Annotated in this window: 26 protein-coding genes and 3 tRNA genes; 6 read left to right on the forward strand and 23 right to left on the reverse strand. The window is 50.9% G+C overall.

Going from position 1 to position 22,567, the window contains the following annotated elements:
* Window positions 1-11: 11 nt before the first annotated feature.
* From araG to OGV79_RS17135, 3 genes are all read right to left on the reverse strand, one after another.
* Window positions 12-1,526: an arabinose ABC transporter ATP-binding protein AraG gene (gene araG, locus OGV79_RS17125; RefSeq protein WP_024130241.1), complete on the reverse strand. Its 1,515-nt coding sequence runs from the start codon at window positions 1,524-1,526 to the stop codon at window positions 12-14.
* A 114-nt stretch (window positions 1,527-1,640) separates the two neighbouring features.
* Window positions 1,641-2,630 (reverse strand): arabinose ABC transporter substrate-binding protein AraF, encoded by a 990-nt coding sequence (araF, locus tag OGV79_RS17130; RefSeq protein WP_112001987.1) that lies wholly within the window; start codon window positions 2,628-2,630, stop codon window positions 1,641-1,643.
* Window positions 2,631-2,948: 318 nt separating this feature from the next.
* Entirely contained in the window at window positions 2,949-3,506 is a 558-nt protein-coding gene (locus tag OGV79_RS17135; RefSeq protein WP_115181526.1) for a DJ-1 family glyoxalase III, read from the reverse strand.
* A 487-nt stretch (window positions 3,507-3,993) separates the two neighbouring features.
* Between OGV79_RS17135 and OGV79_RS17140 the strand changes: the two genes are divergently transcribed.
* Complete coding sequence (locus OGV79_RS17140; RefSeq protein WP_012131943.1) at window positions 3,994-4,497, forward strand: non-heme ferritin-like protein; 504 nt, start codon at window positions 3,994-3,996, stop codon at window positions 4,495-4,497.
* Between the two features lie 62 nt (window positions 4,498-4,559).
* Here OGV79_RS17140 and yecJ read toward each other — a convergent pair whose 3' ends face one another.
* Both yecJ and OGV79_RS17150 read right to left on the reverse strand, forming a co-directional pair.
* Complete coding sequence (gene yecJ / locus OGV79_RS17145; RefSeq protein WP_012131942.1) at window positions 4,560-4,811, reverse strand: DUF2766 family protein YecJ; 252 nt, start codon at window positions 4,809-4,811, stop codon at window positions 4,560-4,562.
* Window positions 4,812-4,922: 111 nt separating this feature from the next.
* Window positions 4,923-5,561: an RpiB/LacA/LacB family sugar-phosphate isomerase gene (locus tag OGV79_RS17150; protein ID WP_012131941.1), complete on the reverse strand. Its 639-nt coding sequence runs from the start codon at window positions 5,559-5,561 to the stop codon at window positions 4,923-4,925.
* A 259-nt stretch (window positions 5,562-5,820) separates the two neighbouring features.
* Between OGV79_RS17150 and OGV79_RS17155 the strand changes: the two genes are divergently transcribed.
* Both OGV79_RS17155 and ftnA read left to right on the forward strand, forming a co-directional pair.
* The gene (locus OGV79_RS17155; protein WP_047464021.1) at window positions 5,821-6,156 is read left to right on the forward strand and encodes a YecR-like family lipoprotein; all 336 of its coding nucleotides are present in this window, start codon (window positions 5,821-5,823) and stop codon (window positions 6,154-6,156) included.
* A gap of 194 nt (window positions 6,157-6,350) precedes the next feature.
* Window positions 6,351-6,848: a non-heme ferritin gene (gene ftnA, locus OGV79_RS17160; RefSeq protein WP_012131939.1), complete on the forward strand. Its 498-nt coding sequence runs from the start codon at window positions 6,351-6,353 to the stop codon at window positions 6,846-6,848.
* Between the two features lie 33 nt (window positions 6,849-6,881).
* Here the strand turns inward: ftnA and OGV79_RS17165 are convergent, their stop codons facing one another.
* Window positions 6,882-7,121, reverse strand: a complete 240-nt coding sequence (locus OGV79_RS17165) for a YecH family metal-binding protein (protein WP_012131938.1) — start codon at window positions 7,119-7,121, stop codon at window positions 6,882-6,884.
* 228 nt (window positions 7,122-7,349) lie between these two features.
* Here OGV79_RS17165 and tyrP point away from each other — a divergent pair, with 228 nt between their 5' ends.
* Window positions 7,350-8,561, forward strand: a complete 1,212-nt coding sequence (gene tyrP / locus OGV79_RS17170) for a tyrosine transporter TyrP (RefSeq protein WP_286468743.1) — start codon at window positions 7,350-7,352, stop codon at window positions 8,559-8,561.
* A gap of 32 nt (window positions 8,562-8,593) precedes the next feature.
* On the opposite strand, the gene OGV79_RS17175 is transcribed toward tyrP, so the two are convergent.
* The 7 genes from OGV79_RS17175 to uvrY form a co-directional block, all read right to left on the reverse strand.
* On the reverse strand, window positions 8,594-9,259 hold the full coding sequence (locus OGV79_RS17175) for a YecA/YgfB family protein (protein WP_110494117.1): 666 nt from the start codon (window positions 9,257-9,259) through the stop codon (window positions 8,594-8,596).
* 184 nt (window positions 9,260-9,443) lie between these two features.
* A tRNA-Leu gene (locus OGV79_RS17180) sits at window positions 9,444-9,530 on the reverse strand.
* Between the two features lie 12 nt (window positions 9,531-9,542).
* Window positions 9,543-9,616: transfer RNA gene (locus tag OGV79_RS17185), tRNA-Cys, on the reverse strand.
* A gap of 52 nt (window positions 9,617-9,668) precedes the next feature.
* Window positions 9,669-9,744 (reverse strand) — tRNA-Gly (locus OGV79_RS17190).
* Window positions 9,745-9,895: 151 nt separating this feature from the next.
* Entirely contained in the window at window positions 9,896-10,444 is a 549-nt protein-coding gene (gene pgsA, locus OGV79_RS17195) for a CDP-diacylglycerol--glycerol-3-phosphate 3-phosphatidyltransferase (RefSeq protein WP_012131934.1), read from the reverse strand.
* Between the two features lie 56 nt (window positions 10,445-10,500).
* Window positions 10,501-12,333 carry an excinuclease ABC subunit UvrC gene (gene uvrC, locus OGV79_RS17200; protein WP_286468744.1) on the reverse strand — a complete coding sequence of 611 codons (1,833 nt, stop codon included), beginning with the start codon at window positions 12,331-12,333 and terminating at the stop codon, window positions 10,501-10,503.
* A complete protein-coding gene (uvrY, locus tag OGV79_RS17205; protein WP_012131932.1) occupies window positions 12,333-12,986 on the reverse strand; it encodes a UvrY/SirA/GacA family response regulator transcription factor in 654 nt (217 codons plus the stop codon). Before uvrY ends, uvrC begins: the two co-directional genes overlap by 1 nt.
* 396 nt (window positions 12,987-13,382) lie before the next feature.
* Here uvrY and OGV79_RS21725 point away from each other — a divergent pair, with 396 nt between their 5' ends.
* Together OGV79_RS21725 and OGV79_RS17215 are read left to right on the forward strand one after the other, a co-directional pair.
* Window positions 13,383-13,430 carry a hypothetical protein gene (locus tag OGV79_RS21725; protein WP_418222342.1) on the forward strand — a complete coding sequence of 16 codons (48 nt, stop codon included), beginning with the start codon at window positions 13,383-13,385 and terminating at the stop codon, window positions 13,428-13,430.
* Between the two features lie 19 nt (window positions 13,431-13,449).
* A complete protein-coding gene (locus tag OGV79_RS17215) occupies window positions 13,450-13,674 on the forward strand; it encodes a DUF2594 family protein (RefSeq protein ID WP_012131931.1) in 225 nt (74 codons plus the stop codon).
* 66 nt (window positions 13,675-13,740) lie between these two features.
* On the opposite strand, the gene sdiA is transcribed toward OGV79_RS17215, so the two are convergent.
* The 10 genes from sdiA to OGV79_RS17265 form a co-directional block, all read right to left on the reverse strand.
* Window positions 13,741-14,463, reverse strand: coding sequence for a quorum-sensing transcriptional regulator SdiA (sdiA, locus tag OGV79_RS17220; protein WP_049011659.1), 723 nt, complete (start codon window positions 14,461-14,463; stop codon window positions 13,741-13,743).
* 233 nt (window positions 14,464-14,696) lie between these two features.
* The gene (gene tcyN, locus OGV79_RS17225; protein WP_012131929.1) at window positions 14,697-15,449 is read right to left on the reverse strand and encodes an L-cystine ABC transporter ATP-binding protein TcyN; all 753 of its coding nucleotides are present in this window, start codon (window positions 15,447-15,449) and stop codon (window positions 14,697-14,699) included.
* Window positions 15,446-16,114: a cystine ABC transporter permease gene (gene tcyL / locus OGV79_RS17230; protein WP_198447565.1), complete on the reverse strand. Its 669-nt coding sequence runs from the start codon at window positions 16,112-16,114 to the stop codon at window positions 15,446-15,448. Before tcyL ends, tcyN begins: the two co-directional genes overlap by 4 nt.
* A 21-nt stretch (window positions 16,115-16,135) precedes the next feature.
* Window positions 16,136-17,122, reverse strand: a complete 987-nt coding sequence (gene dcyD, locus OGV79_RS17235) for a D-cysteine desulfhydrase (RefSeq protein WP_024130239.1) — start codon at window positions 17,120-17,122, stop codon at window positions 16,136-16,138.
* A 107-nt stretch (window positions 17,123-17,229) separates the two neighbouring features.
* Window positions 17,230-18,030 (reverse strand): cystine ABC transporter substrate-binding protein, encoded by an 801-nt coding sequence (gene tcyJ / locus OGV79_RS17240; protein ID WP_024130238.1) that lies wholly within the window; start codon window positions 18,028-18,030, stop codon window positions 17,230-17,232.
* Window positions 18,031-18,117: 87 nt separating this feature from the next.
* The gene (gene fliZ, locus OGV79_RS17245) at window positions 18,118-18,669 is read right to left on the reverse strand and encodes a flagella biosynthesis regulatory protein FliZ (protein WP_012131925.1); all 552 of its coding nucleotides are present in this window, start codon (window positions 18,667-18,669) and stop codon (window positions 18,118-18,120) included.
* Between the two features lie 60 nt (window positions 18,670-18,729).
* Window positions 18,730-19,449 carry an RNA polymerase sigma factor FliA gene (gene fliA / locus OGV79_RS17250; protein ID WP_024130237.1) on the reverse strand — a complete coding sequence of 240 codons (720 nt, stop codon included), beginning with the start codon at window positions 19,447-19,449 and terminating at the stop codon, window positions 18,730-18,732.
* Between the two features lie 146 nt (window positions 19,450-19,595).
* On the reverse strand, window positions 19,596-20,768 hold the full coding sequence (locus OGV79_RS17255) for a DegT/DnrJ/EryC1/StrS family aminotransferase (RefSeq protein ID WP_052194516.1): 1,173 nt from the start codon (window positions 20,766-20,768) through the stop codon (window positions 19,596-19,598).
* A gap of 44 nt (window positions 20,769-20,812) precedes the next feature.
* Window positions 20,813-21,502, reverse strand: a complete 690-nt coding sequence (locus tag OGV79_RS17260) for a WbqC family protein (RefSeq protein ID WP_134769317.1) — start codon at window positions 21,500-21,502, stop codon at window positions 20,813-20,815.
* Window positions 21,499-22,566 carry an FkbM family methyltransferase gene (locus OGV79_RS17265; RefSeq protein WP_052194485.1) on the reverse strand — a complete coding sequence of 356 codons (1,068 nt, stop codon included), beginning with the start codon at window positions 22,564-22,566 and terminating at the stop codon, window positions 21,499-21,501. The genes OGV79_RS17260 and OGV79_RS17265 overlap by 4 nt, the downstream gene beginning before the upstream one ends.
* Window position 22,567 lies beyond the last annotated feature (1 nt).

Genomic DNA, 22,567 nt, shown 5'->3' on the forward strand with positions numbered 1-22,567 from the left:
CTCTCCTTTACTCAGGCGACAGCCTGGCTGACTTTAGGCATAGCAAGGCTCAGGGCCTGCCGTTCATCCGCCTGTTCGTGAAGTAATTCACCGGCGATCTCACCTTCACGCATCACCACAATACGGTCGGCAACACCAAGAACTTCCGGCAGATCGCTGGAGGCAAACAGCACGGCCACACCGCGCGCCGCCAGCGCGTAAATAACGTTGTAGATCTCGTGTTTTGCGCCGACATCGATACCGCGCGTCGGCTCATCAAGCAAAATGACCTTCATCTCTTCCGATAACCAGCGTCCCAGAATCGCCTTCTGTTGATTCCCCCCGGAGAGATTCATAATGAGTTGCTCAGCACCTGGCGTTTTTATATTGAGGGAGCGAATATGGTGTTCGGCATTGCTCTCTTCCCAACCGTTATTGATCAGGCACCCGCCCAGCACATGCTTACGTCGGGCGCTGATGTTGATATTGTCGCGAACCGAATGCACAGGAATGATCCCCTCCGCTTTGCGATCTTCCGGGCACAGCATCATGCCCGCCGCAATCGCGTGCGCCGGTTTGCGGATATCAATGGGCTGCTCATCAATGAACACCTGCCCTCCGGTGATGCGCGTTCCGCCGAACAGCCCTTTCATTAATTCACTGCGCCCGGCGCCAACCAGACCAAACAGGCCGACAATTTCGCCGCTGCGTACGGATAAGCTGACAGGCGCGCGAACGCCAGGCGCTTTCACCTCTTGCAGCCGCAGCCGCTCTGCGCCACAGGCGCGAGGCTGCCAGCCGTAGATATCGCCGAGATCGCGCCCAACCATCGCCTGAACCAGCGCGTCATGGTTAACCTGCTGCATATCGGTAAACGTTTTAACGTAGCGGCCATCTTTAAACACGGTAATGGCATCGCTCAGTGCAAAGATCTCTTCCATACGGTGCGACACATACAGAATGACGCGCCCTTCTTTGCGCAGTTCGCGAATTACCCGGAACAGGTTCTCGATCTCCCTGGCGGAGAGCGAGCTGGTCGGTTCATCGAAAGCGATAATTTTGGCGTTACGCGCTAACGCTTTCGCAATCTCCACCATTTGCCACTGGCCAATCGAGAGGTATTTCAGCGGGGTATCCGGGGAGATATCCATCCCCAGATGTTGTAACTGAAGACCGGCTTCGTAGTTGAGCAGCGTCCGGTTAACAATCCCCCCTTTATGCGGGAGCTGGCCGAGATAGATATTCTCCGCAACGGTCATTTCCGGCACGAGGTGCAGTTCCTGGTAAATAATGGCGACACCAGCATTCAGTGCAGCCGTGGTGTCGGCAAAGGTCATCTCTTGCCCACGGATCGCCAGCGATCCCGTGGTTGGCGCATAGTTGCCGCTGAGAATTTTTAAGAGTGTGGACTTCCCGGCGCCATTTTCGCCCATCAGCGCATGCACCTGACCGGCATAACAGTCAAAACTGATATCCGTCAGCGCCTTAACGCCAGGGAACGTTTTCCCGATGCCGCGAAATGAGAGATATGGGGTGGGCTGTTGCATAACGTCTCCGTGAGTCAGGATTTTGCCGGATGACGGCGTTGCCTTATCCGGCCTACTGAATACGCAATTCGCAGGCCGGATAAACCGTTTTCGCGTCGCCATCCGGCATTTGTGTTACTTGCCGCCTAAACCTTTTTTCGCCAGTTCTTCTTTGAAGTTGTCACGGGTGATCAGCACCACGTCGGTCACTTCAGTGAATTTTGGCGGTTCCGCATCTTTGGTTACCCAGTTGTAGAGCATTTCACTGGATTTATAGCCGTGTACGTCCGGGCTGGGCAGCAACGAGCCGTAGAATCCTGTCGCCTGCGCTTTTGACAGTTCGCTGATCGCATCCACACCGTTAATGCCGATGCCGATAACGTCCGCCGCCTTAAAGCCCTGACCTTCGGTGGCGCGCACACCGCCCAGCACGGTGTTGTCATTCATGCCGACAATCAGCCAGTGTTTCACTTCAGGGTGTTGAACCAGCATAGAGTTAGCGGCATCGAATGCGCCGGGAATATCATTGGATTTCGTTGGAACCTGATAGATCTGTTTTTCCGGGAAGCCCGCAGCTTTCAGCGCGTCCATCGAGCCGGATGTGCGGCGACGCGCGGTATCCAGTTCATTAGCGGTAATCGCCATCACCGCCGTTTCCTTCACATCCCAGCCGCGGTTTTGCATCTCCTTATACAGCTCCTGCCCCTGGCGCTCGCCAATTTTCGTGGCCGCCATCATCACCAGCGGTACGGTGTCCATTGGCTTACCTTTCGCGTTGACGAACTGATCGTCCACGGCGATTACCTTCATGTCATACCCACGCGCCTTCGCAACGATCGCTGAACCCAGTTTCGGGTCCGGGGTACAAATAACGAAGCCTTTTGCCCCACTCGCCGCCAGGCTGTCGATGGCGTTCAGGGTTTTCTCACCGTCCGGCACCGCAATTTTAATGACCTCAAAACCCAGATCTTTCCCGGCTTTATCGGCAAATTTCCATTCTGTCTGGAACCAGGGTTCCTCCGGTTGTTTCACCAGAAAACCGAGCTTCATGGTTTCCGCGATAGCGGATTGTGACATAACGGCAGCCAGACCGATGGCTGCCAGCGCTTTAGTAAATTTGTGCATGGTTAACTCCAGCTTTAGCGTTCTTTTATGTAGGGTAAAATCGAACGATTCTTTGTAATTTAGCCGTAAAACAAGGTATTACCTTAAAAGCCAAGGATTGATACCCGTGCTGGTGTTAGTTGTAGCGGGAAATTGATTCTCCATAGGAGAGCGGCATCACACCGCAGAATTACAGTAATTGCGTACATAAATTCAGCGGAAAATGACATAAAAAAAGAAGGTTTTGTCAGACAAATAAAAAAGGGGTAGCAGATTAGTCCATAACATCAGCCAGCAAATCCTTGTCCCCGAATGCAGGCGCATCCGGGGAAATATGCTTTACCAGGTATAGTAAATATGATCGGCATGATCGCGAACAGAAGCGTCATCCCCTGACAGACGAGCAGCCAGCGTCAGCGCAAAATCAAAAATATGCCCTAACCCTTTGCCGCTCAAGAGATTGCCATCTTCCACGACCGGCGCATCAACATATTCACCGTCAGTCACATTTTCCCATAGGTCGCCAGAGCAGACGTAACGGCGCCCTTTCAGCAGACCATTGCCCCCCAGCACACGCGCTGCGGCGGAGCAGACCGGACAGATCAATTTACCCGCAGCGTCATGGCGGGAAACGAAGTCGATCACCTGCGCGCTGGCGGCCAGATTAGCGCTCCCCTGCGGGCCGCCGGGCAAGACGATGGCGTCATACAACGTGTCCAGACGTCCGGCGAGGGTGTTGTCCGCAACCATTGGAATGTCGTGATAACTCACTACCGCGCGAGATTCCGCGCAGGCCAGCGTTTCAACATCAATATTCAGGCGACGCAGAATATCAATAGTGACCACGGCTTCTGCTTCTTCGAATCCTGGCGCCAGCAGGACAGCGACCTTTTTCATTTACGACTCCTCGCTTTACTCGTGTTAATCACACCGAAATGACGAATTGTTCATTCGGTTATATTTAAAAAATGGGCAAAAATGATCTGGCGCAAAAAAACGTTGTCGATAATTTCGGCCAGAACTGTTTCGCCCGCTAATTATTCGATCCTAACACGCCGGTGTATTTTCTTTTGTGATATGAAACATCATTTCAAAAATAAATATCAACTTAAAATAACGTAAAATCAATCATGTATATCAACATCCGTTATATTCCTACATTCGCCGTCAGCGATATACCTTCAGCAAACTGTAAAAAAATATAAACATTGGGATTTAAGGATTTTCTTATAGCCGTACTGGCGCTATGCTTATTTTCGATCGGCAACGGAATCAGCTTTTTGATCACATAAAGGACCGGCAGAACGGATTTATTCTGCTAACAGTATTCATTGCGCATACATGAGTAACGCGCATCACCCTTTCTGGAAATAAGGATATTGATATGGCGACAGCTGGAATGGTTCATAAGCTCAACACCCAAATGAACCTTGAGTTTTACGCATCTAACCTCTACCTCCACCTGAGCGACTGGTGTTTTGACCACAGTCTGACCGGTACGGCGACCTTTCTTCGTACCCAGGCGCAGGGAAACGTGACCCAGATGATGCGCATGTTCAATTTTATGAAGAACGCAGGCGCCAACCCCATCGTGAGAGCCATTGATGTTCCCGGCGAAGAGTTAACCTGTCTTGAAGAGTTATTTCAAAAAACGCTGGATGAGTATCAGCAACGCGCCAGTACGCTCTCACGCTTAACCGACGAAGCCAAAGCAATGAATGACGCGCCAACGCTCAACTTTCTCCACGACCTGGAAAAAGATCAGCAGCAGGATGGCGTTCTGTTACAGACGATTCTCGATGAAGTTCGCAGCGCAAAACGCGCGGGATTGTGTATGGTGCAAACGGACAAACACTTACTCAACGTCGTCAACTATCAACACCACTAACCGCTATATTGCCACGACGTTACGCCTCCCGTGCCGGGAGGCTGTTACGCAGTCGCTTTACTTTAGTGCGCTTCGTCCTGCGGCGTGAATTTCAGCTCAATCAACGCAATCGCCTTTTGAATGGCCCGCATAGTAACCGGGTCCGCTGCGGCAGGGTGGCTGGTAAAATCGATGTTTTTCAACTGGCTGGACATCTTCTCCCGAACTTCAACCGGGGCAATAACGTCAATAACATCCAGAATCTGTTTGATAACTAACTGGCAGGCAACAACGTCAGAGACCAGTTCCTGATCGGCGTTCAGTGGTTGGGACATAGTAAGCTCCTTATAGAAAGGCCGCCATAGTACCCATTCAGGAGAAGAAACGGTAGCAAAGCAAACGCGGTAAACCGGATAAACGCCGCGTTATCCGGCTTACATGACACATTAACCGAGAATGTCGCGAACGAACGCTTCGATCTCTTTATCCTGGCAATTGTCAAAGAAACACTGCTGGAAACGTGGGCCGGAGACCGCCGTTTTCACCAGTTCAGGATCGATGGCGCGCAGCGTATCCAGATAGTTTTCTTTCACCACCGCCGCTTTCACCTGGTTCAGAATGCCCGCGTTACGCACCTGCGGTTCTTTACGTTCTGGTGGATACCCTTCCCCGTTACGGCCGGTGAATGCTTTTTCAAAGATGAAACGCACATTCAACTCCGCACCCCAGCCAAAGCCTTTTGCGAATGGCAGAGAAAGCGCATTACCGTTGTTAATCTGCGCAAACAGGAACGCATCCGCCGGGTCGATGCAGTAGCCGCACACCACGCCCGGATGAATATTCAGCGACATCAGCGCGCCCTGCCCGGTGCCGCAACCCGTCACAACAAAATCCACCGCTTTGGCGTTAAGCAGAATGCTGGCCATAATACCAAGGTGGATATAAGTCAGATGATGGTCGTTTTCATCGCTCATCCCGACGTTGAAAACAGGGAATCCCTTTTCATCCGCTACCGCTTTAAGCTCGCGATGAATGGTGGCATTTTTACCTGCCTGGCTGTTTTCCATCATCAGTGCAATTTTCATTCTGTCTTCTCCTGAATGCGTCGCGGGAACCCCCGCCGTGAGTCGTTGACGTATACGTCACATTACTATCTCGCAAACATACTTTCAAATTTAGTGAAAAATGGTTTTAAAAAATTAAGATGTGCTCACACTTTTCCCGTATCGCACAAAGAGCCGGTGTCGTTGGGATTAATCATGGGCAATTCTTAAGCTATTCAGGCCATTGAATGTCTACTGTTCAAGATAGGATGTGCTGTCACCGGATTCTCAGAGCGATATTATGAAAACCTTTATCCTTGGCCTCTCACTCATAGCCCTGACGGGATGTACCCTCACCAAGCAAGCGCAGGTCAGTGAAACCAACCCGACAAGCGGGATTGTCCGCCTCAGTTATAACCAGGCGATGATGCAAACGGCGCGCGCGGATGATTATGTTGCGCACGGTACGGCGACACGCGAATGTCAGCAGATGGGATACGCCAACGCCATCGCATTCGGTCAGCCAGTGTCAACCTGTAGCGTTTATGCCGGTTCGCTGTGCATGAACACCAGAATCACGCTGTCTTATCAGTGTCAGGGCGTAGCCATCCAGCCAATATCCGCTGGCGGGTATTAATATCTTTAGCCAGCATGACGCTGCTGGCTTTAATTATTCTCATTGTATATTTTTATATTTAATAGCGTTAATGCGTTTTATTCCCATTCGCATTTTTAATAATTAAATTTATTATTTTACCTTTTGCAAATAATTAAATAACAAATTATAGTGACGCCACATCAACGTATAATGATTCTTTGTGGAGCGGAACCATGCTGAAAACAGAAATGATCGACAAACTGAATGAGCAAATGAACCTTGAATTATATTCTTCTCTGCTCTACCAACAGATGAGCGCATGGTGCAGCTACCATAGCTTTGAAGGGGCGGCAGCGTTCCTGCGTCGTCACGCGCAGGAAGAGATGACGCATATGCAGCGTCTGTTCGATTATCTGACTGATACCGGTAGCTTACCGTGCATCAATACGATCTCTTCGCCTGCTGCCGAATATGCTTCACTGGATGAACTGTTCCGCGCCACCTACGAACACGAACAATTAATTACGCAGAAAATTAATGAACTGGCGCATGCCGCGATGACCAACCAGGATTATCCGACATTCAACTTCCTGCAATGGTATGTCGCTGAACAGCATGAAGAAGAGAAGTTATTTAAATCTATTATTGATAAATTAACGCTGGCAGGGAAAAGCGGTGAAGGTCTGTACTTCATCGATAAAGAACTGTCTACGCTTGATACCCAAAACTAAAATTAAACGGTGAGGCCCCCTCACCGTTTAGGCTCAATGACGGCAGATCTTGCTTTCGTGCGTAGAGAAGCCGTCATCCTTCGCAATAAACTTACCCTTCGCCGCCAGAAACGCCACCAGCTCCGCCGCCGTCATATCAGCAGCCGAACAGGTATGAAAACGCGCCTGTTCACCAAAACGCGCCGTAATCGCCGCTTCCAGGCTGGCATTCGAATACTGCTCGCCTGACTCAATCATCATATTCAGCACTTCGTGGCCGTGAATAGAATCCATACATCCTCCTCAATAAAGCCTGTAGCCTACCGGGAGCCGGTGAATACCGCTTTGCGCTAACGCAGGTTTACATGCACAGCCGATGCAATCGTGGTGGCGCACGCCTTCATGCCAATTTTCGTAAACAATGGTATACACATGTTGTAACGGTCATTTGACGAAAATAATGTTATGCCTTACCCTGCGCCGCAGATATAACCGTTGATTATCTCTGGGACAGAGGAAAGCGTGAAAAATAGAACTCTGGGTAGTGTTTTTATCGTGGCGGGCACCACTATCGGCGCCGGTATGCTGGCGATGCCGTTGGCCGCCGCTGGCGTTGGTTTCAGCGTCACACTGGCGTTATTGATTGGGTTATGGGCATTAATGTGCTACACCGCGCTGTTGCTCCTGGAAGTATATCAGCACGTTCCGGCAGATACCGGGTTAGGAACGTTGGCAAAACGCTACCTCGGACGTTATGGGCAATGGATCACCGGCTTTAGCATGATGTTTCTGATGTATGCGCTCACAGCGGCCTATATCAGCGGGGCTGGCGAACTGCTGGCCTCAAGCATCAGCGACTGGACGGGTGCCGATATGTCTCCGGCGATGGGCGTTTTGCTGTTCACCGTGGTTGCCGGTGGCGTCGTGTGCGTCGGAACCTCGCTGGTCGATCTGTTCAACCGCTTTCTCTTCAGCGCCAAAATTATTTTCCTGATCGCCATGCTGGCGCTGCTGATGCCGCATATTCATAAAGTGAATCTGCTTACGCTGCCGCTGCAACAGGGTCTGGCGTTATCAGCAATTCCGGTCATTTTTACGTCGTTCGGTTTTCACGGCAGCGTACCCAGCATCGTCAGCTATATGAACGGTAATATTCGCAAACTGCGATGGGTGTTTATCACCGGTAGCGCAATCCCGCTGGTGGCATACATTTTCTGGCAGCTTGCCACGCTCGGCAGTATCAACTCCTCTACCTTTATGGGCTTGCTGGCCGATCATGCCGGGTTAAATGGCCTGTTGCAGGCCTTGCGTGAGGTGGTTGCCTCGCCGCACGTTGAACTGGCGGTACATCTGTTTGCCGACCTGGCGCTGGCGACATCGTTTTTGGGTGTGGCACTGGGATTGTTTGATTATCTGGCAGATCTGTTCCAGCGACGCAACACCGTCGCCGGGCGTCTGCAAACCGGCGCGATTACCTTCCTGCCGCCACTGGCGTTCGCACTCTTTTACCCGCGCGGCTTTGTGATGGCGCTGGGATACGCTGGCGTCGCGCTGGCGGTACTGGCGTTGCTGATCCCTTCCCTGCTCGCGTGGCAAAGCAGGAAGCATAATCCGCAGGCAACGTATCGCGTCGCGGGCGGCGTTCCGGCATTAGCCCTCGTCTTTACCTGTGGGATAGTGGTGATCGGCGTACAGTTCTGTATCGCCGCCGGCCTGCTACCTAAAGTGGGATAAAACAAAAGGGGCGTTAAGCCCCTTTTTTGTGTTTAGTGCAGACAGCACTGTTTATATTTTTTACCGCTGCCGCAGGGACAAGGATCGTTGCGCCCCACCTTTACTTCCGCTCTTACCGGCACCTGCACCGGCGTTTCCTGCGGGTGCGCCATCCAGTACGCGTGTAAATCCAGGGCGGCCAGACGAATCGCGTTAACGCTCTCATCAAACGCTTCTGGTGACATTTTTTCAACCACGGCGAAGTTCTCTTCCGTACCGTGCAGCGCAATGGCTTTCAGCGCGGGTTGTAGCGTATCCGGTAAGGTGGACCAGTCAGAGAGCGCGACCCCGCGCATATAGCCAAAGCACCACTCTTCCACGATGGTCAGCTCATGACCTTCGACTTCACGCAGACCGAACAGCGGTTCAAACTGTTCCGGGAACTCATTAAGCCTGTCTGCCGTATCCGCCATATGCTGAAACGCCAGTTCCATAAAACGCGTCATCTCCTTTTCAGAGGACCAGCGCGGAACATATTGCGCCCCACCCCATACCGCGACCAGCCATTGCTCTGGCTCAATCTCATACGGCGAACTGAGTACAGCCGTCAGTAAACCATCCAACTCTGACACATCCAGAATCGCGTGATCGGTATTGTACTTTGTCAGTACATCATCCAGCCATTCCAGCTCGCTTTCGTTTAACGGTCCTGTTTTCATAACGCTTTTCCTCAGTGAAATACTCTCGCCCGCAATTATCTTACATGGCTGACGAAGTAAGGGATACTTATTGGGGAAGGAATGGCAGACAAGATCATCAGCGAGCAGATGACAGACACAAAAAAACCACCCGGAGGTGGTTTTACGACACTGCTTATTGCTTTGATTATTCTTGTCTTTCCCATGGTACCCGGAGTGGGACTTGAACCCACACAGCGCGAACGCCGAGGGATTTTAAATCCCTTGTGTCTACCGATTCCACCATCCGGGCTCGGGAAGAAAGTGGAGGCGCGTTCCGGAGTCGAACCGGACTAGACGGATTTGCAATCCGCTACATAACCGCTTTGCTAACGCGCCATATTCTTCAGGCTTTTCAGCCAGACACCCGCTATTGCCGATGTCTTTAAACTGGAGCGGGAAACGAGACTCGAACTCGCGACCCCGACCTTGGCAAGGTCGTGCTCTACCAACTGAGCTATTCCCGCATCATCAAGTAACTTTGTTAATCACTTGATTTTGTTATCGTCTGGCAACCTGCGCCGCCGTTCGATGCGTTGCATTCTACTTACCTGACGCAACGAGTCAACGATATTTTTCGCCACCCACGATCGTTTGCTGAAATTTGCGGCGAAACGATCACTGATCAAGCAAATCCCCGCGTGCAGCGCTCAAATACTGGAACATAGACCACAGCGTCAGCACGGCAGCAACGAAGAAAAGCGCGATCCCGGCATATTCCACCCAAATGTTTGGACGCCACAGCAGCCACGCCAGCGCCGCCATTTGCGAGGTGGTTTTCACTTTGCCGATCCAGGAGACCGCCACGCTGCTGCGTTTGCCCAGCTCGGCCATCCATTCACGCAGCGCGGAAATAATAATTTCACGCGCAATCATGGTCGCGGCAGGCAGCGTCACCCACCAGCTGTGATAATGCTCCGTCACCAGCACCATGGCGATCGCCACCAGCACCTTATCCGCCACCGGATCAAGGAACGCGCCAAAACGCGTACTCTGGTTCCAGCGACGCGCCAGAAAACCGTCGAACCAGTCGGTCACGGCGGCGATACAGAAGATTAGCGCGGTAACGAAGGGAGCCCATGTAAATGGCAGATAAAACACCAATACAAAGAATGGGATCAGAATGACGCGAAACAGCGTGAGCAACGTAGGGATATTAAATTGCATAGTGACGGGTAACTATCTGTTGTCAGAGAAATTACCCCTATGTTGCTACAGAGACCTCAATGTTTCAACGAGTAGAAGATCTTTTCTGCCAGACCTTGCGAAATACCCGGCACTTTTGCAATTTCCTCAACACTCGCGTTACGTAGTCCTTGCAAACCGCCCATATATTTCAACAGCATTTGTCGACGTTTTGGCCCGACGCCTTCGATAGTTTCCAGCGTGCTGGTGTTTTTCACCTTCGCCCGTTTTTTGCGGTGCCCGCTGATGGCGTGATCGTGCGATTCATCGCGGATATGCTGAATAACGTGCAGCGCAGGCGAATCCGGCGGCAGGCTAAAGCCCTCCCCCTCGGGTTCAAAGAACAACGTCTCCAGACCGGCTTTACGATCGGCGCCTTTAGCAACGCCCAACAATAAAGGATGATTTTTATCCCACGGCACATCCAGTTCAGCAAAAACGGTCTTCGCCTGACCAAGCTGGCCTTTACCGCCATCAATCAGAATAACGTCAGGAATCTTACTTTCTTCAATCGCCTTGCCATAGCGTCGGCGCAGAACCTGATTCATCGCCGCATAATCATCGCCCGGCGTAATTCCGGTAATGTTGTAGCGACGATACTCCGCACGCAGCGGCCCGTTAGCGTCAAAAACCACGCAGGAGGCCACCGTCTGTTCTCCCATCGTGTGGCTGATGTCAAAACACTCCATCCGCTTCACCGCAGGCAGCTTCAGCACGCTTGCCAGCGCGGTCAGACGCTGCGTGATCGTCGATTGCTGCGACAGTTTGCTGATCAGCGCCGTCGCGGCATTGGTTCGCGCCAGCTTCAGGTAACGAGCGCGATCGCCGCGCGGTTTGGTCTGCACATTAATACGCCGCCCGGCCAGTTCGGACAAAGAGTCCGCCAGCAGCGTTTTATCGCTCAGGTTGAAATCCAGCAGGATCTCTCCAGGCAGCGTGCGTATCTGGCTGCCTTGCAGATAGAACTGGCCGACGAACGTTTCCACCACTTCGCCCAGTTCCGTCCCGTTCGGCACTTTCGGGAAATAGCTACGGCTGCCCAGCACCTTGCCCTGGCGGATAAAAAGCACATGCACACAGGCCATACCCGCATCGAACGCCACGCCGATAACGTCCAGATCGTCGCCGGTATTGGAGACAAACTGTTTCTCAGTAACGCGGCGCACAGCCTGAATTTGGTCGCGTATGCGCGCGGCCTCTTCAAATTCCAGATTCTGGCTGGCTTTTTCCATTCGGGCGATCAATTGGGTCAGAACCTGATCGTCTTTCCCGGATAAAAACAGCCGAACGTACTCCACCTGCTGCGCATACTCATCTTCACTCACCAGTCCTTCTACGCACGGTCCGAGGCAGCGGCCAATCTGATATTGCAGACAAGGACGCGAGCGGTTGCGGTAGACGCTGTTTTCGCACTGACGAATGGGAAAGACTTTTTGCAGCAGGGCCAGGGTTTCACGCACGGCATACCCGTTCGGGAACGGGCCAAAGTATTCACCTTTGGCATGTTTCGCCCCGCGATGCATTGCCAGGCGTGGATGAGTGTCACCGCTGAGAAAGATGAAAGGGTAGGATTTGTCATCGCGCAATAACACGTTATAGCGCGGTTGATACAATTTGATGTAGTTGTGTTCGAGCAATAGCGCTTCAGTCTCGGTGTGCGTCACCGTGACATCAATTTGCTGAATTTGCGCAACCAATGCTTCGGTTTTTCGCGAAGCAAGGTTGCTGCGGAAATAGCTGGAAAGCCGTTTTTTCAGGTCTTTCGCTTTACCGACATAAATAACCGTACCACCGGCATCATACATACGATAAACGCCGGGTTGGCTGGTCACGGTTTTTAAAAATGCTTTCGCATCAAACAGAACACTCACTAGCTTGTTAACGTCTCCGCATTACACAGGCCGTGGCGAATTGCCAGGTGAGTCAACTCAACATCACCATGAATGTTTAGTTTACTGAACATTCTGTAGCGATAGCTGTTCACCGTTTTAGGACTGAGATTCAGTTGTTCTGAGATCTCATTAACCTTCTGGCCCCTGGTGATCATCAGCATAATCTGCAACTCGCGTTCAGACAAACTGGCAAAAGGCGTTTCTGTTTTCTCAGGCTCAATCTGGCTCAGCGCCATCTGTTGAGCGATATCTGAAGCAATATAACGCTGCCCGGAAAAAACCGAACGAATCGCGCTAACCACTTCCTGAGGCGCAGCGCCTTTACTCAGATACCCTGCGGCTCCGGCCTGCATGACTTTCGCCGGTAGCGGGTTTTCCGTATGGATCGTCAGCATGATCACTTTAATATCAGCGCTTGAGCGGGCAATTTTGCGCGTCGCCTCAAGACCGCCGATTCCGGGCATGTTCATGTCCATCAGCACAACGTCGACGGCGTTCGCGCGGCACCACTTTACGGCGTCCTCGCCACAACAGGCTTCACCGACAACCTTTATGCCCTTTATATCTTCCAGAATGCGTCGTATCCCTGCGCGCACCAGTTCGTGGTCATCAACAAGAAGAACGTTGATCAAAGGAATATCTCCAGAATAGGGATAACGCTACTGATAGTTAATCGACCCTATATTAGCGGGTTTTATCTCAACTTTGAAACGTAAAAAACGTGGGGCATTCGATTTTGCTCTCGTTTTTGGAAATTAGATTGTACGCTTCGTGGAAACTCCCACAGCTAACGGCCTTTTTTTACCCTCTATTTCTGCATAATAGTTTCAGAATAGTGACAAAAAATTCACTCAATTCCGTCGAAATGCTAAATAGGCAAGCAAGTTTGTAACAATAATTAACGCGCGAAATACGCGAGGTAAACAAAAAAATGAGGAAAATATATGCCTCGCAAGGCGTTGTTTATTTTAATGGCGCTGGTTTGATTTGCGATCAAAAAACAACCACTGCTATTTTTGGCGCAGCTTATGGTATACTCCGCCGCCTTAACATTTGCCATCGCACTTTTTCACTGAAACATAACGAGGAAAATAAATGAGTACGCCTGATTTTTCCACTGCCGAGAATAATCAAGAACTGGCCAATGAAGTCACCTGCCTGAAAGCCATGTTGACCCTGATGCTACAGGCAATGGGGCAAGCCGACGCAGGGCGCGTGATTCTTAAGATGGAAAAACAGATCGCGCAGATTGAAGATGAAACGCAGGCCGCGGTATTTTCCAGCACTGTTAAGCAAATTAAACAAGCTTACCGCCAGTAACAGGAAACCGGCTGAGAGGGAAACTTTCAGCCGGTTTTGCGTCTGGCACGCAGAACATTCGTTTTTTCAGATCAGGCCCGTCGCGGCCGCATAGCAGGCAATCTGCGTTTTATTCGGCGCGTTAAACTTTTTCTGCATGTTTTTCTGATGAAAGTTAACGGTGTTCTCTGAGATTGACAGAATCATCGCGATCTCTGATGACGTCTTTCCTTCCGCCGTCCACTTCAGGATCTCTTTCTCTCGCTTACTGAAGCGCATTTCTGGCGTCATCACCATTTCATCCTCCAGCCGCGTCAGCGCCGACAGGCTCTCACGCACCAGCAGTTGCAACCGGAGTTCAATTTCATCATGTGCAAACGGCGCATGGCGGGCGTTCGCCCGGGAGACAGAGAGGAAGCCCAGCGCCCGATTCGGCAGCATCAGGCATTGCGTCGCCCCCCGGCGTAGACCATGAGCGCGCGCCGCGTCCCATAGCGACTGCGCTTCGCTAAATAAGGCATCATTCCATGCCAGATGCCCCTGGCGGAAATTTTCCGGCTTTAATACCGGATCAATAGAGAAATAGTTTTCAGACTGATAATGCGCCACCCACGCTTGCGGGTACGTGGTGTGAACGGAGATTTTTGGCCGCGTAAACGGGACGGGATGGCGAACGCACAGCGCATAATAATCATATTCAAGCTGCTGTGTCTGATGTTGTAATTCAGTGTAGACATCTTCTGCCGTCGCCATTTCCTGAAAGCGTACCAGCATACTCCGTCGCCAGGTGAAGAAATCATTTTCCTGCATACTAAACGGTAACACCCCTGAGATTGATAATCATTATAATGTTTAAAACAAGCTAACACATAAATGAAGTTTATATGTAGAAAATATCGGTCAGATGGCGAATTACTTGAGGTGTGTTTCACCCGGCAGGAGAACACAAAGGGATTACGGCTATAATCAGGCGGGTATTATTGATATTTATTCAAATACACTCGCCCAAAACGGGATTATTTCAGGCGAGTGCGCAAAAACACTTATTGCATCAGGAACTTCTCAAGAAACTGACGCGTGCGTGGTTGCTGAGGATTGGCAAATAACGGTTTGGCCGCGCCCTGCTCCACAATGCGCCCTTGATCCATAAATATCACCCGGTCAGCCACGTCGCGCGCAAAGCTCATTTCATGCGTCACAATGACCATCGTGCGCTTTTCCTGCGCCAGCTGGCGTATCGTACTGAGCACCTCCCCCACCAGCTCAGGGTCGAGCGCGGAAGTCGGTTCATCAAACAAAATCACCTCCGGGCGCATCGCCAGCGCGCGGGCAATCGCCACACGCTGCTGCTGCCCGCCGGACAGACGACGCGGATAGCTGGTCTCTTTCCCGGCCAGTCCTACCTTCGCCAGCAGTTCCCGCGCTAATGCCGTTGCTTCGGCTTTGGGTTCGCCTTTCACAATCACCGGCCCTTCAATGATGTTCTCCAGTACGGTACGGTGCGGAAACAGATTAAAGTTCTGGAATACGAACCCCACATGCTGACGCAACTGGCGAATTAGCCCTTTTTGCTTGTTTAACGAGCTTGCGGTATCAATGGTAATGTCGCCCACTTTGATGGTGCCCGCCTCAGGCTGCTCCAGCAAATTAATGCTGCGCAACAGCGTTGTTTTACCGGAACCGCTGGGGCCGATAATCGCCACCACCTCACCAGGTTTCACCTCCAGGTCGATGCCGTGCAACACCGTCTGACCGTGGAACTTTTTCACCAGGTTTTTAACTTCAATCGCACTCATTTTGGCTCTCTCTCCTGGCGGTTAAGCTGCTCTTCAAAATAGTTTTGCAGCGCGGAAAGTACCGTCGCCATCACCCAGTAGATCAGCGATGCCGCCAGATACATGGTAAAGACTTCCAGCGTACGCGAGGTAATCAGCTGCGCCTGACGGAACAGTTCCGGCACCTGAATCGTGGCGGCCAGGGAGGTATCTTTCACCAGGCTGATGAAACTGTTGCTCAGCGGCGGCAACGCCACGCGGGCGGCCTGCGGCAAAATCGCGCGACGCAGCGTTTGCCACGGCGTCATACCGATACTTGCCGCGGCTTCCCACTGACCTTTGTCGATAGAAGAGATCGCCGCACGCAGCGTTTCCGAAGTGTAGGCTGCGGTATTCAGCGACAGGCCAATCATCGCCGCCGGGATCGGGTCCAGCTCAATGCCAAACTGCGGCAGGCCGTAGTAGATCATAAAAAGCTGGGCAATCAGCGGCGTACCGCGAAAAATGGAGATATAAAAACGCGCCAGCCAGCGGACAGGCAGCAGGGGCGACATACGCATCAGCGCGAGAATGAAGCCCAGCAGCAGGCCGAAAAACATCCCGCCAATACTCAGCTGTAGCGTAAACACCGCACCTTTAAGCAGATACGGCAGCGAGTCAATCACCAGTTGGATACTTTCTTGCATGAGTGTTTTTCTACCCGGAAGTTACACGTGAGGATGGTAGGCAAACAGCGCTGGCGCCCCACCGGTATGAATAAAGAGAATCGGACCTTCATCTTTGAAGCGCTTCTGGCTGATGCCATCGATCAGGCCCGCCATCGCTTTCCCCGTATAGACCGGGTCAAGCAGAATGCCTTCCAGGCGCGCCAGCAGCTTCACGGCCTCCATCCCCTCTTCATTCGGCGTTCCGTATCCCGGCGCGAAATAGTCGTCCCACAGCAGGATGTCCGCCGAGGCGGTCAGTTCCAGCTCTTTAGCAATCGCTTGTTGCAGCGTAACCACTTTAGGCTTCTGATCGATAACCTTGCGCGACACGGTCACGCCGATCAACTCAACATCTGGCATCAATTGTTCCAGACCTACCGCCAGCCCGGCGTGCGTACCGGCGCTTCCCGACGCCACCACCACGGAGGACAGCTGTACCGCGCCCTCGCACTGCTGGGCGATTTCCAGCGCGCTTTCCACGTATCCCATTGCGCCTAATGGGCTGGAGCCGCCGACCGGAATCACATACGGCCTGAAACCCTGCGCCTCAATACGGGTCGCCAGTTCCTGTAGCTGGGCGTCAGGATCGGTCAGCGCGTCGCACATCTCAATTTGCGTATTAAAAAGGTCCAGCAGCAGACGATTGCCGTTGGTCAGGTAGTTTTCCGCCGTCGTACCGATGGGATTTTCCAGTAACGCAACGCAGTGTAATCCCAGTTTTGCCGCTACCGCCGCCGTCTGGCGAACGTGGTTCGACTGGATGGCGCCCGCCGTAATCAGCGTATCCGCGCCTTCACGCAGCGCATCGGCAGCCAGAAATTCAAGCTTACGCAGTTTATTCCCGCCCATTGCCATCGGCGTTACGTCATCGCGTTTAATGAAAATGTCGCGACCCAGATAATCAGATAAACGCGGCAGGTATTCGAGTGGCGTTGGCGCGCCAATAAATTCCAGGCGTGGGAACCGCGTTAAATTATGCAGTGGCATAAAGCCTCCGGTATTCATTGTTGTGATGTTCTTTTTATTATGCACGTTCAAACGGATGAAATAAAAAAGGCGCCGTATTAAAGCGCCTTTTTTTGCAATTATGACGATTATTTAGTCACATCTGCGCCAAACCATTTCTCAGACAGCGCTTTCAGCGTGCCGTCTTTCTGCATATCGGCAATGGCGCCATCTACCGCTTTCAGCAGATCTTCATTGCCTTTACGCAGCGCCACACCGGCTTCCTGACGGGAGAACGCTTCGCCGGTAACGGCCAGCGTGTCTTTGGTTTTCTTCACCAGATCCAATGCGGCCAGGCGATCCACCAGAATAGCGTCAATACGGCCTACGCGCAGATCCTGGTATTTCGTCGGATCGTCATCATAGGTGCGAATGTCTACACCCTGTACGTTCTGGCGCAACCACTCTTCGTAGTTTGTTCCCAGACCAACGCCGACCTTCTTACCTTTCAGGTCAGCCGCCGTGTTGATGCTGCCTTCATTGCCTTTTTTCACCAGCGCCTGAATACCAGAAATGGTATAAGGTGTTGAGAAATCGTATTTTTTCTTACGTTCGTCGGAGATGGTGACCTGGTTGATAACCACATCAATACGTTTGGAATCCAGCGACGCCAGCATACCGTCCCATTTGGTCGGTTTCAGCGAGGCTTTTACGCCGAGGTGTTTCGCCAGTTCTTCTGCGAACTCCACTTCAAACCCGGTCAGTTTGCCGTCATCACCCTGAAAACTGAACGGCGGGTAAGTCCCTTCCAGGCCTACCAGCAGCGTGCCGCGCTCTTTTACTTTGTTTAACAGACCTTCATCTGCATAACTCTTCACGCTCATCCCGGCGACAAGTGCAACTGCCATCACACCCATCAGAGCCTGACGTCCCAGAAGTGCTAATTTCATAGTTACCCCGAATGTTGTCATTAATGACCGTAGTGTAGAGGGTTTGCTGCTAATCACAAACACGACTCCGCTACATGTTATTCATTTTTAATATATATCAGAAGTAGCCATCCGGGATGATTTCTGCATCTGTCCGGCATGCGTATGCGTTTTATACTGTTCGTACTTACGCAGCGCGATCCGATAGTTATTGGTGCTGGTTTCGGGTAACCACGGGGCCAGGTTTTCATCAAGAAAACCTTCCTGTAGCAGGTCGTGAGAGATGTTCTGTTCGGTGAGATGGTTGCCCAGGCGACGCAGGCGTACGACATATTCACGCACGGTGCCGTGGCTCATTTCGGTTTGCTCAAACAAAAATTGTTTAAAACCGATGATGTCAAAGAAGTCACTCTGCTCTTTGCAGTGCAGATCGCCGCAGAAACGGCACAGCGCCGACCACTCCTTCTGCTCCTCCTGCCATTGTGCGTCGTCCATCAGCGTATCCAGGCGGGAAATCGCGATTTTATTGACAATCTGCCCCCGGCGAACCAACGTGATCCTGTCGAGCAATTTATGGCAATGAGCGCAATGCGTCTGGCTGTGTTTAAAGTCTTTGAGGTAGCGGCTTAGTGGCCGTCTTTTAGATTGCTGCACCGTCATGAGAACTCCTGGTAGTCAATACGTTGTGCGGCACTATTAAGGGGCGACGACGATCGCCCTTTATAACTTACCCAGCTTGGTGCGTAGACGTTTGATGGCCTGGCTGTGCAACTGGCTTACCCGTGACTCGCCGACTTCCAGCACCGCGCCAATCTCCTTCAGATTGAGCTCTTCCTGGTAATACAGCGTCAACACCAGCTGTTCGCGTTCTGGCAACGATTCAATCGCATCCATCACACGCTGGCGTAAATTGCTCTCAAGGAGCTGTTGTAACGGGTTTTCCTGCTGGTGTTCTTCCGTCACCAGCTCAATGCTATCGCCATGCTCTTCCCGCCACTCGTCATAAGAGAAGAGTTGGCTGTTATTGGTATCAAGCAACATCTGACGATACTCTTCCACAGGAATAGCCAGCCGCTCCGCCACCTCAGTTTCCGTCGCGTTGCGCCCTAATTCCTGCTCCAGTTGCCCCATCGCCTGCGCCACTTCGCGAGCATTGCGCCGGACGCTACGCGGCACCCAGTCACGGCTGCGTAGTTCATCCAGCATCGCTCCACGAATACGCTGCACTGCGTAAGTGGTAAATGCCGTTCCTTGCAGAGCGTCATATCGGTCAACTGCATTCAATAACCCGATACCGCCCGCTTGTAGCAGATCGTCCAGTTCCACGCTCGCCGGCAAACGCACCTGCAGGCGCAATGCTTCGTGACGCACCAGCGGTACATAACGCTGCCACAGCGAGTGTTTATCCATTACACCTTCAGCGGTATACAGTGAATTCACGATAAACAGCCCTGCGTTAGTTGAGTTATCGGCATGATTATCCGATTCTGGAGGGGTTTTAATCGGGTGAATAGTGGGTGAAATGAGGGGTTATTTGGGGGTTACCGTTATTTATAACCCCCAATTCCCCTCAGGGGATCTAAAAATCAGGCAACGCGCTCGGCAAAAATCTCATCAGTTTTCAACGCTGATGAGTCACTACTCACATTTTCGCTCACTCCTTTTAACAATGAAGCAATTTCTACCTGTACCTCTTTCTCAAGGCCAGGATAGAGAGGCAAACAAAGGACTTCATCTGCACGTAATTGCGCAATTTTAAGTTTATCTTGTCTGGCGCTCTCCAGCGCACGATACATTGGGAAGCTACTAATTAATGGGTAGAAATAACGACGGGGCATAATATTGTGGGACTTTAATAAATCATAAACCCCATCTCGCGAAACAGGAAACGCATCCGAAACCATAATTGGGCAATAAGCATGATTCCATGCAATATTATCCGGCGGGATCAGCAGTGAGATACCAGGAATATCAGCCAGGAGTGTTTTATAGTTATCAAACAGCGCCGCGCGCTCAGCTAATGCTTTATCGATATGGCGAAGTTGCAATAAACCAAACGCTGACTGAACTTCATTCATTTTGCCATTTATGCCAGGCGCCACAACGGTGGTTTCCCCGGCAAAACCAAAGTTTTTCAAATAATCAATGCGTTGTTTCGTTTTTTTATCATGGCAGATAATCGCTCCGCCTTCTATCGTATTGAATACTTTTGTGGCATGGAAACTCAAGACAGATAAGTCGCCTTCGCGCAAAATGGTTGTCCCTTCCCGCTTAACACCAAAAGCGTGTGCTGCATCGTAAATCACTTTCAGACCATAAATATCAGCAATCTGCTGAATATGCGCTGTGTCACAGGGGATGCCATAACAATGGACAGGCAAAATAGCGGTAGTTTGCGGCGTGATTGCCTCTTCAATTTTCCGTGGGTCCATATTACAGGTGACAGGGTCAATATCGACAAAAACCGGTTTTAAGCCATTCCACAGTAGCGAATGCGACGTTGCCACAAAGGAATACGGCGTGGTAATCACTTCACCTGTGATGCGTAACGCCTGAAATGCAGTTAGCAACGCCAGCGTACCGTTTGCAAACAGGCACAAATGTTCAACACCGAGATATTCCGCCAGCGCCTCTTCAAGTTGCTGGTGAAATGGACCTGCATTGGTTAATTGTTTGTTTTGCCATATTTCTTCCAGATAAGGAATAAACTCATCAAGAGGTGGCAATAAAGGACTGGTAACAAAAATGTTCTTATCCATAATTTCTCCGCCCGCACCGATAAACGAAAGCGCATCGCACCGCATTAAATTAACTGATACTGCCCCAATAACACTTTCACCTCAGAGGGGGAGCAGTTCATTAGCACATCAATAATTGACAATCCGGCATGGAATTTACCCCCACCCTGAGAGTAATGAACATCATCCATTTTAATGAATGACAGTTTCATCCCCTGAGCGACAAATTCATCAGAATGATAAAGATGCTGCCCACCAGGACTATTGATATAATGGTCTCCACCGAGAGTTCGGCAAATGTTCATCACCCTCCCGCTTGCAGTTTCATCACATGAATAATTCAAATCACTCGCCATGTGAAGTGACACTTCAATGCCAAGCCAAGCAAATATCTCTTTAAACGCATACTGGCAAAGCGTGGGAATCTGGCGCTGCTCGGCGGTCAACACCTTCTCAACAATACTAAAAACTGGTTCAAAATATGGCCTTTTATGATAAGCCTGATGAACTGTTTTCAGCACCTTAGCAACATTAACGTCAAAGCTTAACGTATTTATTTTTTTGAAAGATGAAGCGCCCGGCACAGCAACGGTAAAGCGCTGAGGAGAGTTCCCCATCAAAATAGTATTACGATTAATGTAGCCCTGACGGATATAATTTACGTCATCATAAATTACAAACTGATCGACCGCATTAATCAGTTGAAAATATCCCAGGTAAGGGAATAGATAGGGCTGCATAATGCCGATTTTCATTGTGCACCTTTTCTGGGGACAAAATAGTAAACGGTTTCCAGTAGCCCTTCCGTATAGTGACGCAGGTAGATGTCGTAGTCCTCACGATAACCCAGCACCTGCTCAGGCAATGTTCTGAAATCATCAGGTTTGTGATAGCAACAGACGGCAAGCAGTGGATGCTGTTGACGAATAATCCGTTTTGCTCCCTCCAGAGCCTGTGACTCAAAACCTTCGATATCCATTTTGATGAACGTCACTCGCCCTTTTAACACATCGTCAAGGGCTACCATTTCAACATCGATCCCCCCGTCTTCGCTCGCATGCGAAGTCGACCCCGAGGAAGAAAAACTCAGCTTCTGCTGGCTGTGCGAGACGCCACAGGGATAAACATAAACATTTTCCCTGCCCTGCATCGCCTGTTGAATACTCTGCGCCTGGCGCGGTTCTGGTTCAAAGATACATACTGTGTTATAGCTGGGAAATCGACGCATAAACTCAACGGAAGTGGCGCCGTCAAAACTACCGCAATCAATAAAATGTTCGGCATATTCGCCAATAAAGGGCAGATCGAAGTACTGATCGTTCAGGCAAATATTATACTGCGCAAGAAACTGTAGCTTGTTGGTAAGCCTGAAGTTGATGATATCGTCAAAAGTGCGCTTTGAAATATCATCCGCAAGGAGCGCACGGATACGCTCATAGGCTTCACGGTTCTCGGCGTAGTCGCGCACAAATTCGGGTTGATGATACCAGGTCGGCTTGCTTAACAGGTGGCTGAAATAGCGATAAAAGCTGAAGTAATCGATCTGTTTATGTCCCGCTGCCGACAGCGTTCGCCATGCCGATACCGGGCGGCCATCCATAATCGAAGAAACAATCAACGCGTCCGAAGGAACCTGACTTAGAGAGATAATCGGAAACCCGTCAATCTGAGTTTGCGTTGTTTTATTATCAATGATGCCCTCAACGTTAAATACCTTTGCCATTTCAATACCATAACTCGTCAGTCCAAAGATATAACGAGGTGAGGCTTTCTCGATAAACGCATGGCAAAAATCGGCAATTTGCTCGTCAGTCAACATA

Origin of the sequence: Citrobacter sp. CK185 (assembly GCF_030333565.1) — a bacterium.
Taxonomy (GTDB): domain Bacteria; phylum Pseudomonadota; class Gammaproteobacteria; order Enterobacterales; family Enterobacteriaceae; genus Citrobacter_B; species Citrobacter_B koseri.

What these genes read in the sequence shown, in the direction of transcription:
- araG (WP_024130241.1), bottom strand. Translation starts at nt 1,526, where the DNA reads ATGCAACAGCCCACCCCATATCTCTCATTTCGCGGCATCGGGAAAACG.
- araF (WP_112001987.1), bottom strand. Translation starts at nt 2,630, where the DNA reads ATGCACAAATTTACTAAAGCGCTGGCAGCCATCGGTCTGGCTGCCGTT.
- OGV79_RS17135 (WP_115181526.1), bottom strand. Translation starts at nt 3,506, where the DNA reads ATGAAAAAGGTCGCTGTCCTGCTGGCGCCAGGATTCGAAGAAGCAGAA.
- OGV79_RS17140 (WP_012131943.1), top strand. Translation starts at nt 3,994, where the DNA reads ATGGCGACAGCTGGAATGGTTCATAAGCTCAACACCCAAATGAACCTT.
- yecJ (WP_012131942.1), bottom strand. Translation starts at nt 4,811, where the DNA reads ATGTCCCAACCACTGAACGCCGATCAGGAACTGGTCTCTGACGTTGTT.
- OGV79_RS17150 (WP_012131941.1), bottom strand. Translation starts at nt 5,561, where the DNA reads ATGAAAATTGCACTGATGATGGAAAACAGCCAGGCAGGTAAAAATGCC.
- OGV79_RS17155 (WP_047464021.1), top strand. Translation starts at nt 5,821, where the DNA reads ATGAAAACCTTTATCCTTGGCCTCTCACTCATAGCCCTGACGGGATGT.
- ftnA (WP_012131939.1), top strand. Translation starts at nt 6,351, where the DNA reads ATGCTGAAAACAGAAATGATCGACAAACTGAATGAGCAAATGAACCTT.
- OGV79_RS17165 (WP_012131938.1), bottom strand. Translation starts at nt 7,121, where the DNA reads ATGGATTCTATTCACGGCCACGAAGTGCTGAATATGATGATTGAGTCA.
- OGV79_RS17175 (WP_110494117.1), bottom strand. Translation starts at nt 9,259, where the DNA reads ATGAAAACAGGACCGTTAAACGAAAGCGAGCTGGAATGGCTGGATGAT.
- pgsA (WP_012131934.1), bottom strand. Translation starts at nt 10,444, where the DNA reads ATGCAATTTAATATCCCTACGTTGCTCACGCTGTTTCGCGTCATTCTG.
- OGV79_RS17215 (WP_012131931.1), top strand. Translation starts at nt 13,450, where the DNA reads ATGAGTACGCCTGATTTTTCCACTGCCGAGAATAATCAAGAACTGGCC.
- sdiA (WP_049011659.1), bottom strand. Translation starts at nt 14,463, where the DNA reads ATGCAGGAAAATGATTTCTTCACCTGGCGACGGAGTATGCTGGTACGC.
- tcyN (WP_012131929.1), bottom strand. Translation starts at nt 15,449, where the DNA reads ATGAGTGCGATTGAAGTTAAAAACCTGGTGAAAAAGTTCCACGGTCAG.
- tcyL (WP_198447565.1), bottom strand. Translation starts at nt 16,114, where the DNA reads ATGCAAGAAAGTATCCAACTGGTGATTGACTCGCTGCCGTATCTGCTT.
- dcyD (WP_024130239.1), bottom strand. Translation starts at nt 17,122, where the DNA reads ATGCCACTGCATAATTTAACGCGGTTCCCACGCCTGGAATTTATTGGC.
- tcyJ (WP_024130238.1), bottom strand. Translation starts at nt 18,030, where the DNA reads ATGAAATTAGCACTTCTGGGACGTCAGGCTCTGATGGGTGTGATGGCA.
- fliZ (WP_012131925.1), bottom strand. Translation starts at nt 18,669, where the DNA reads ATGACGGTGCAGCAATCTAAAAGACGGCCACTAAGCCGCTACCTCAAA.
- OGV79_RS17255 (WP_052194516.1), bottom strand. Translation starts at nt 20,768, where the DNA reads ATGGATAAGAACATTTTTGTTACCAGTCCTTTATTGCCACCTCTTGAT.
- OGV79_RS17260 (WP_134769317.1), bottom strand. Translation starts at nt 21,502, where the DNA reads ATGAAAATCGGCATTATGCAGCCCTATCTATTCCCTTACCTGGGATAT.
- OGV79_RS17265 (WP_052194485.1), bottom strand. Translation starts at nt 22,566, where the DNA reads ATGTTGACTGACGAGCAAATTGCCGATTTTTGCCATGCGTTTATCGAG.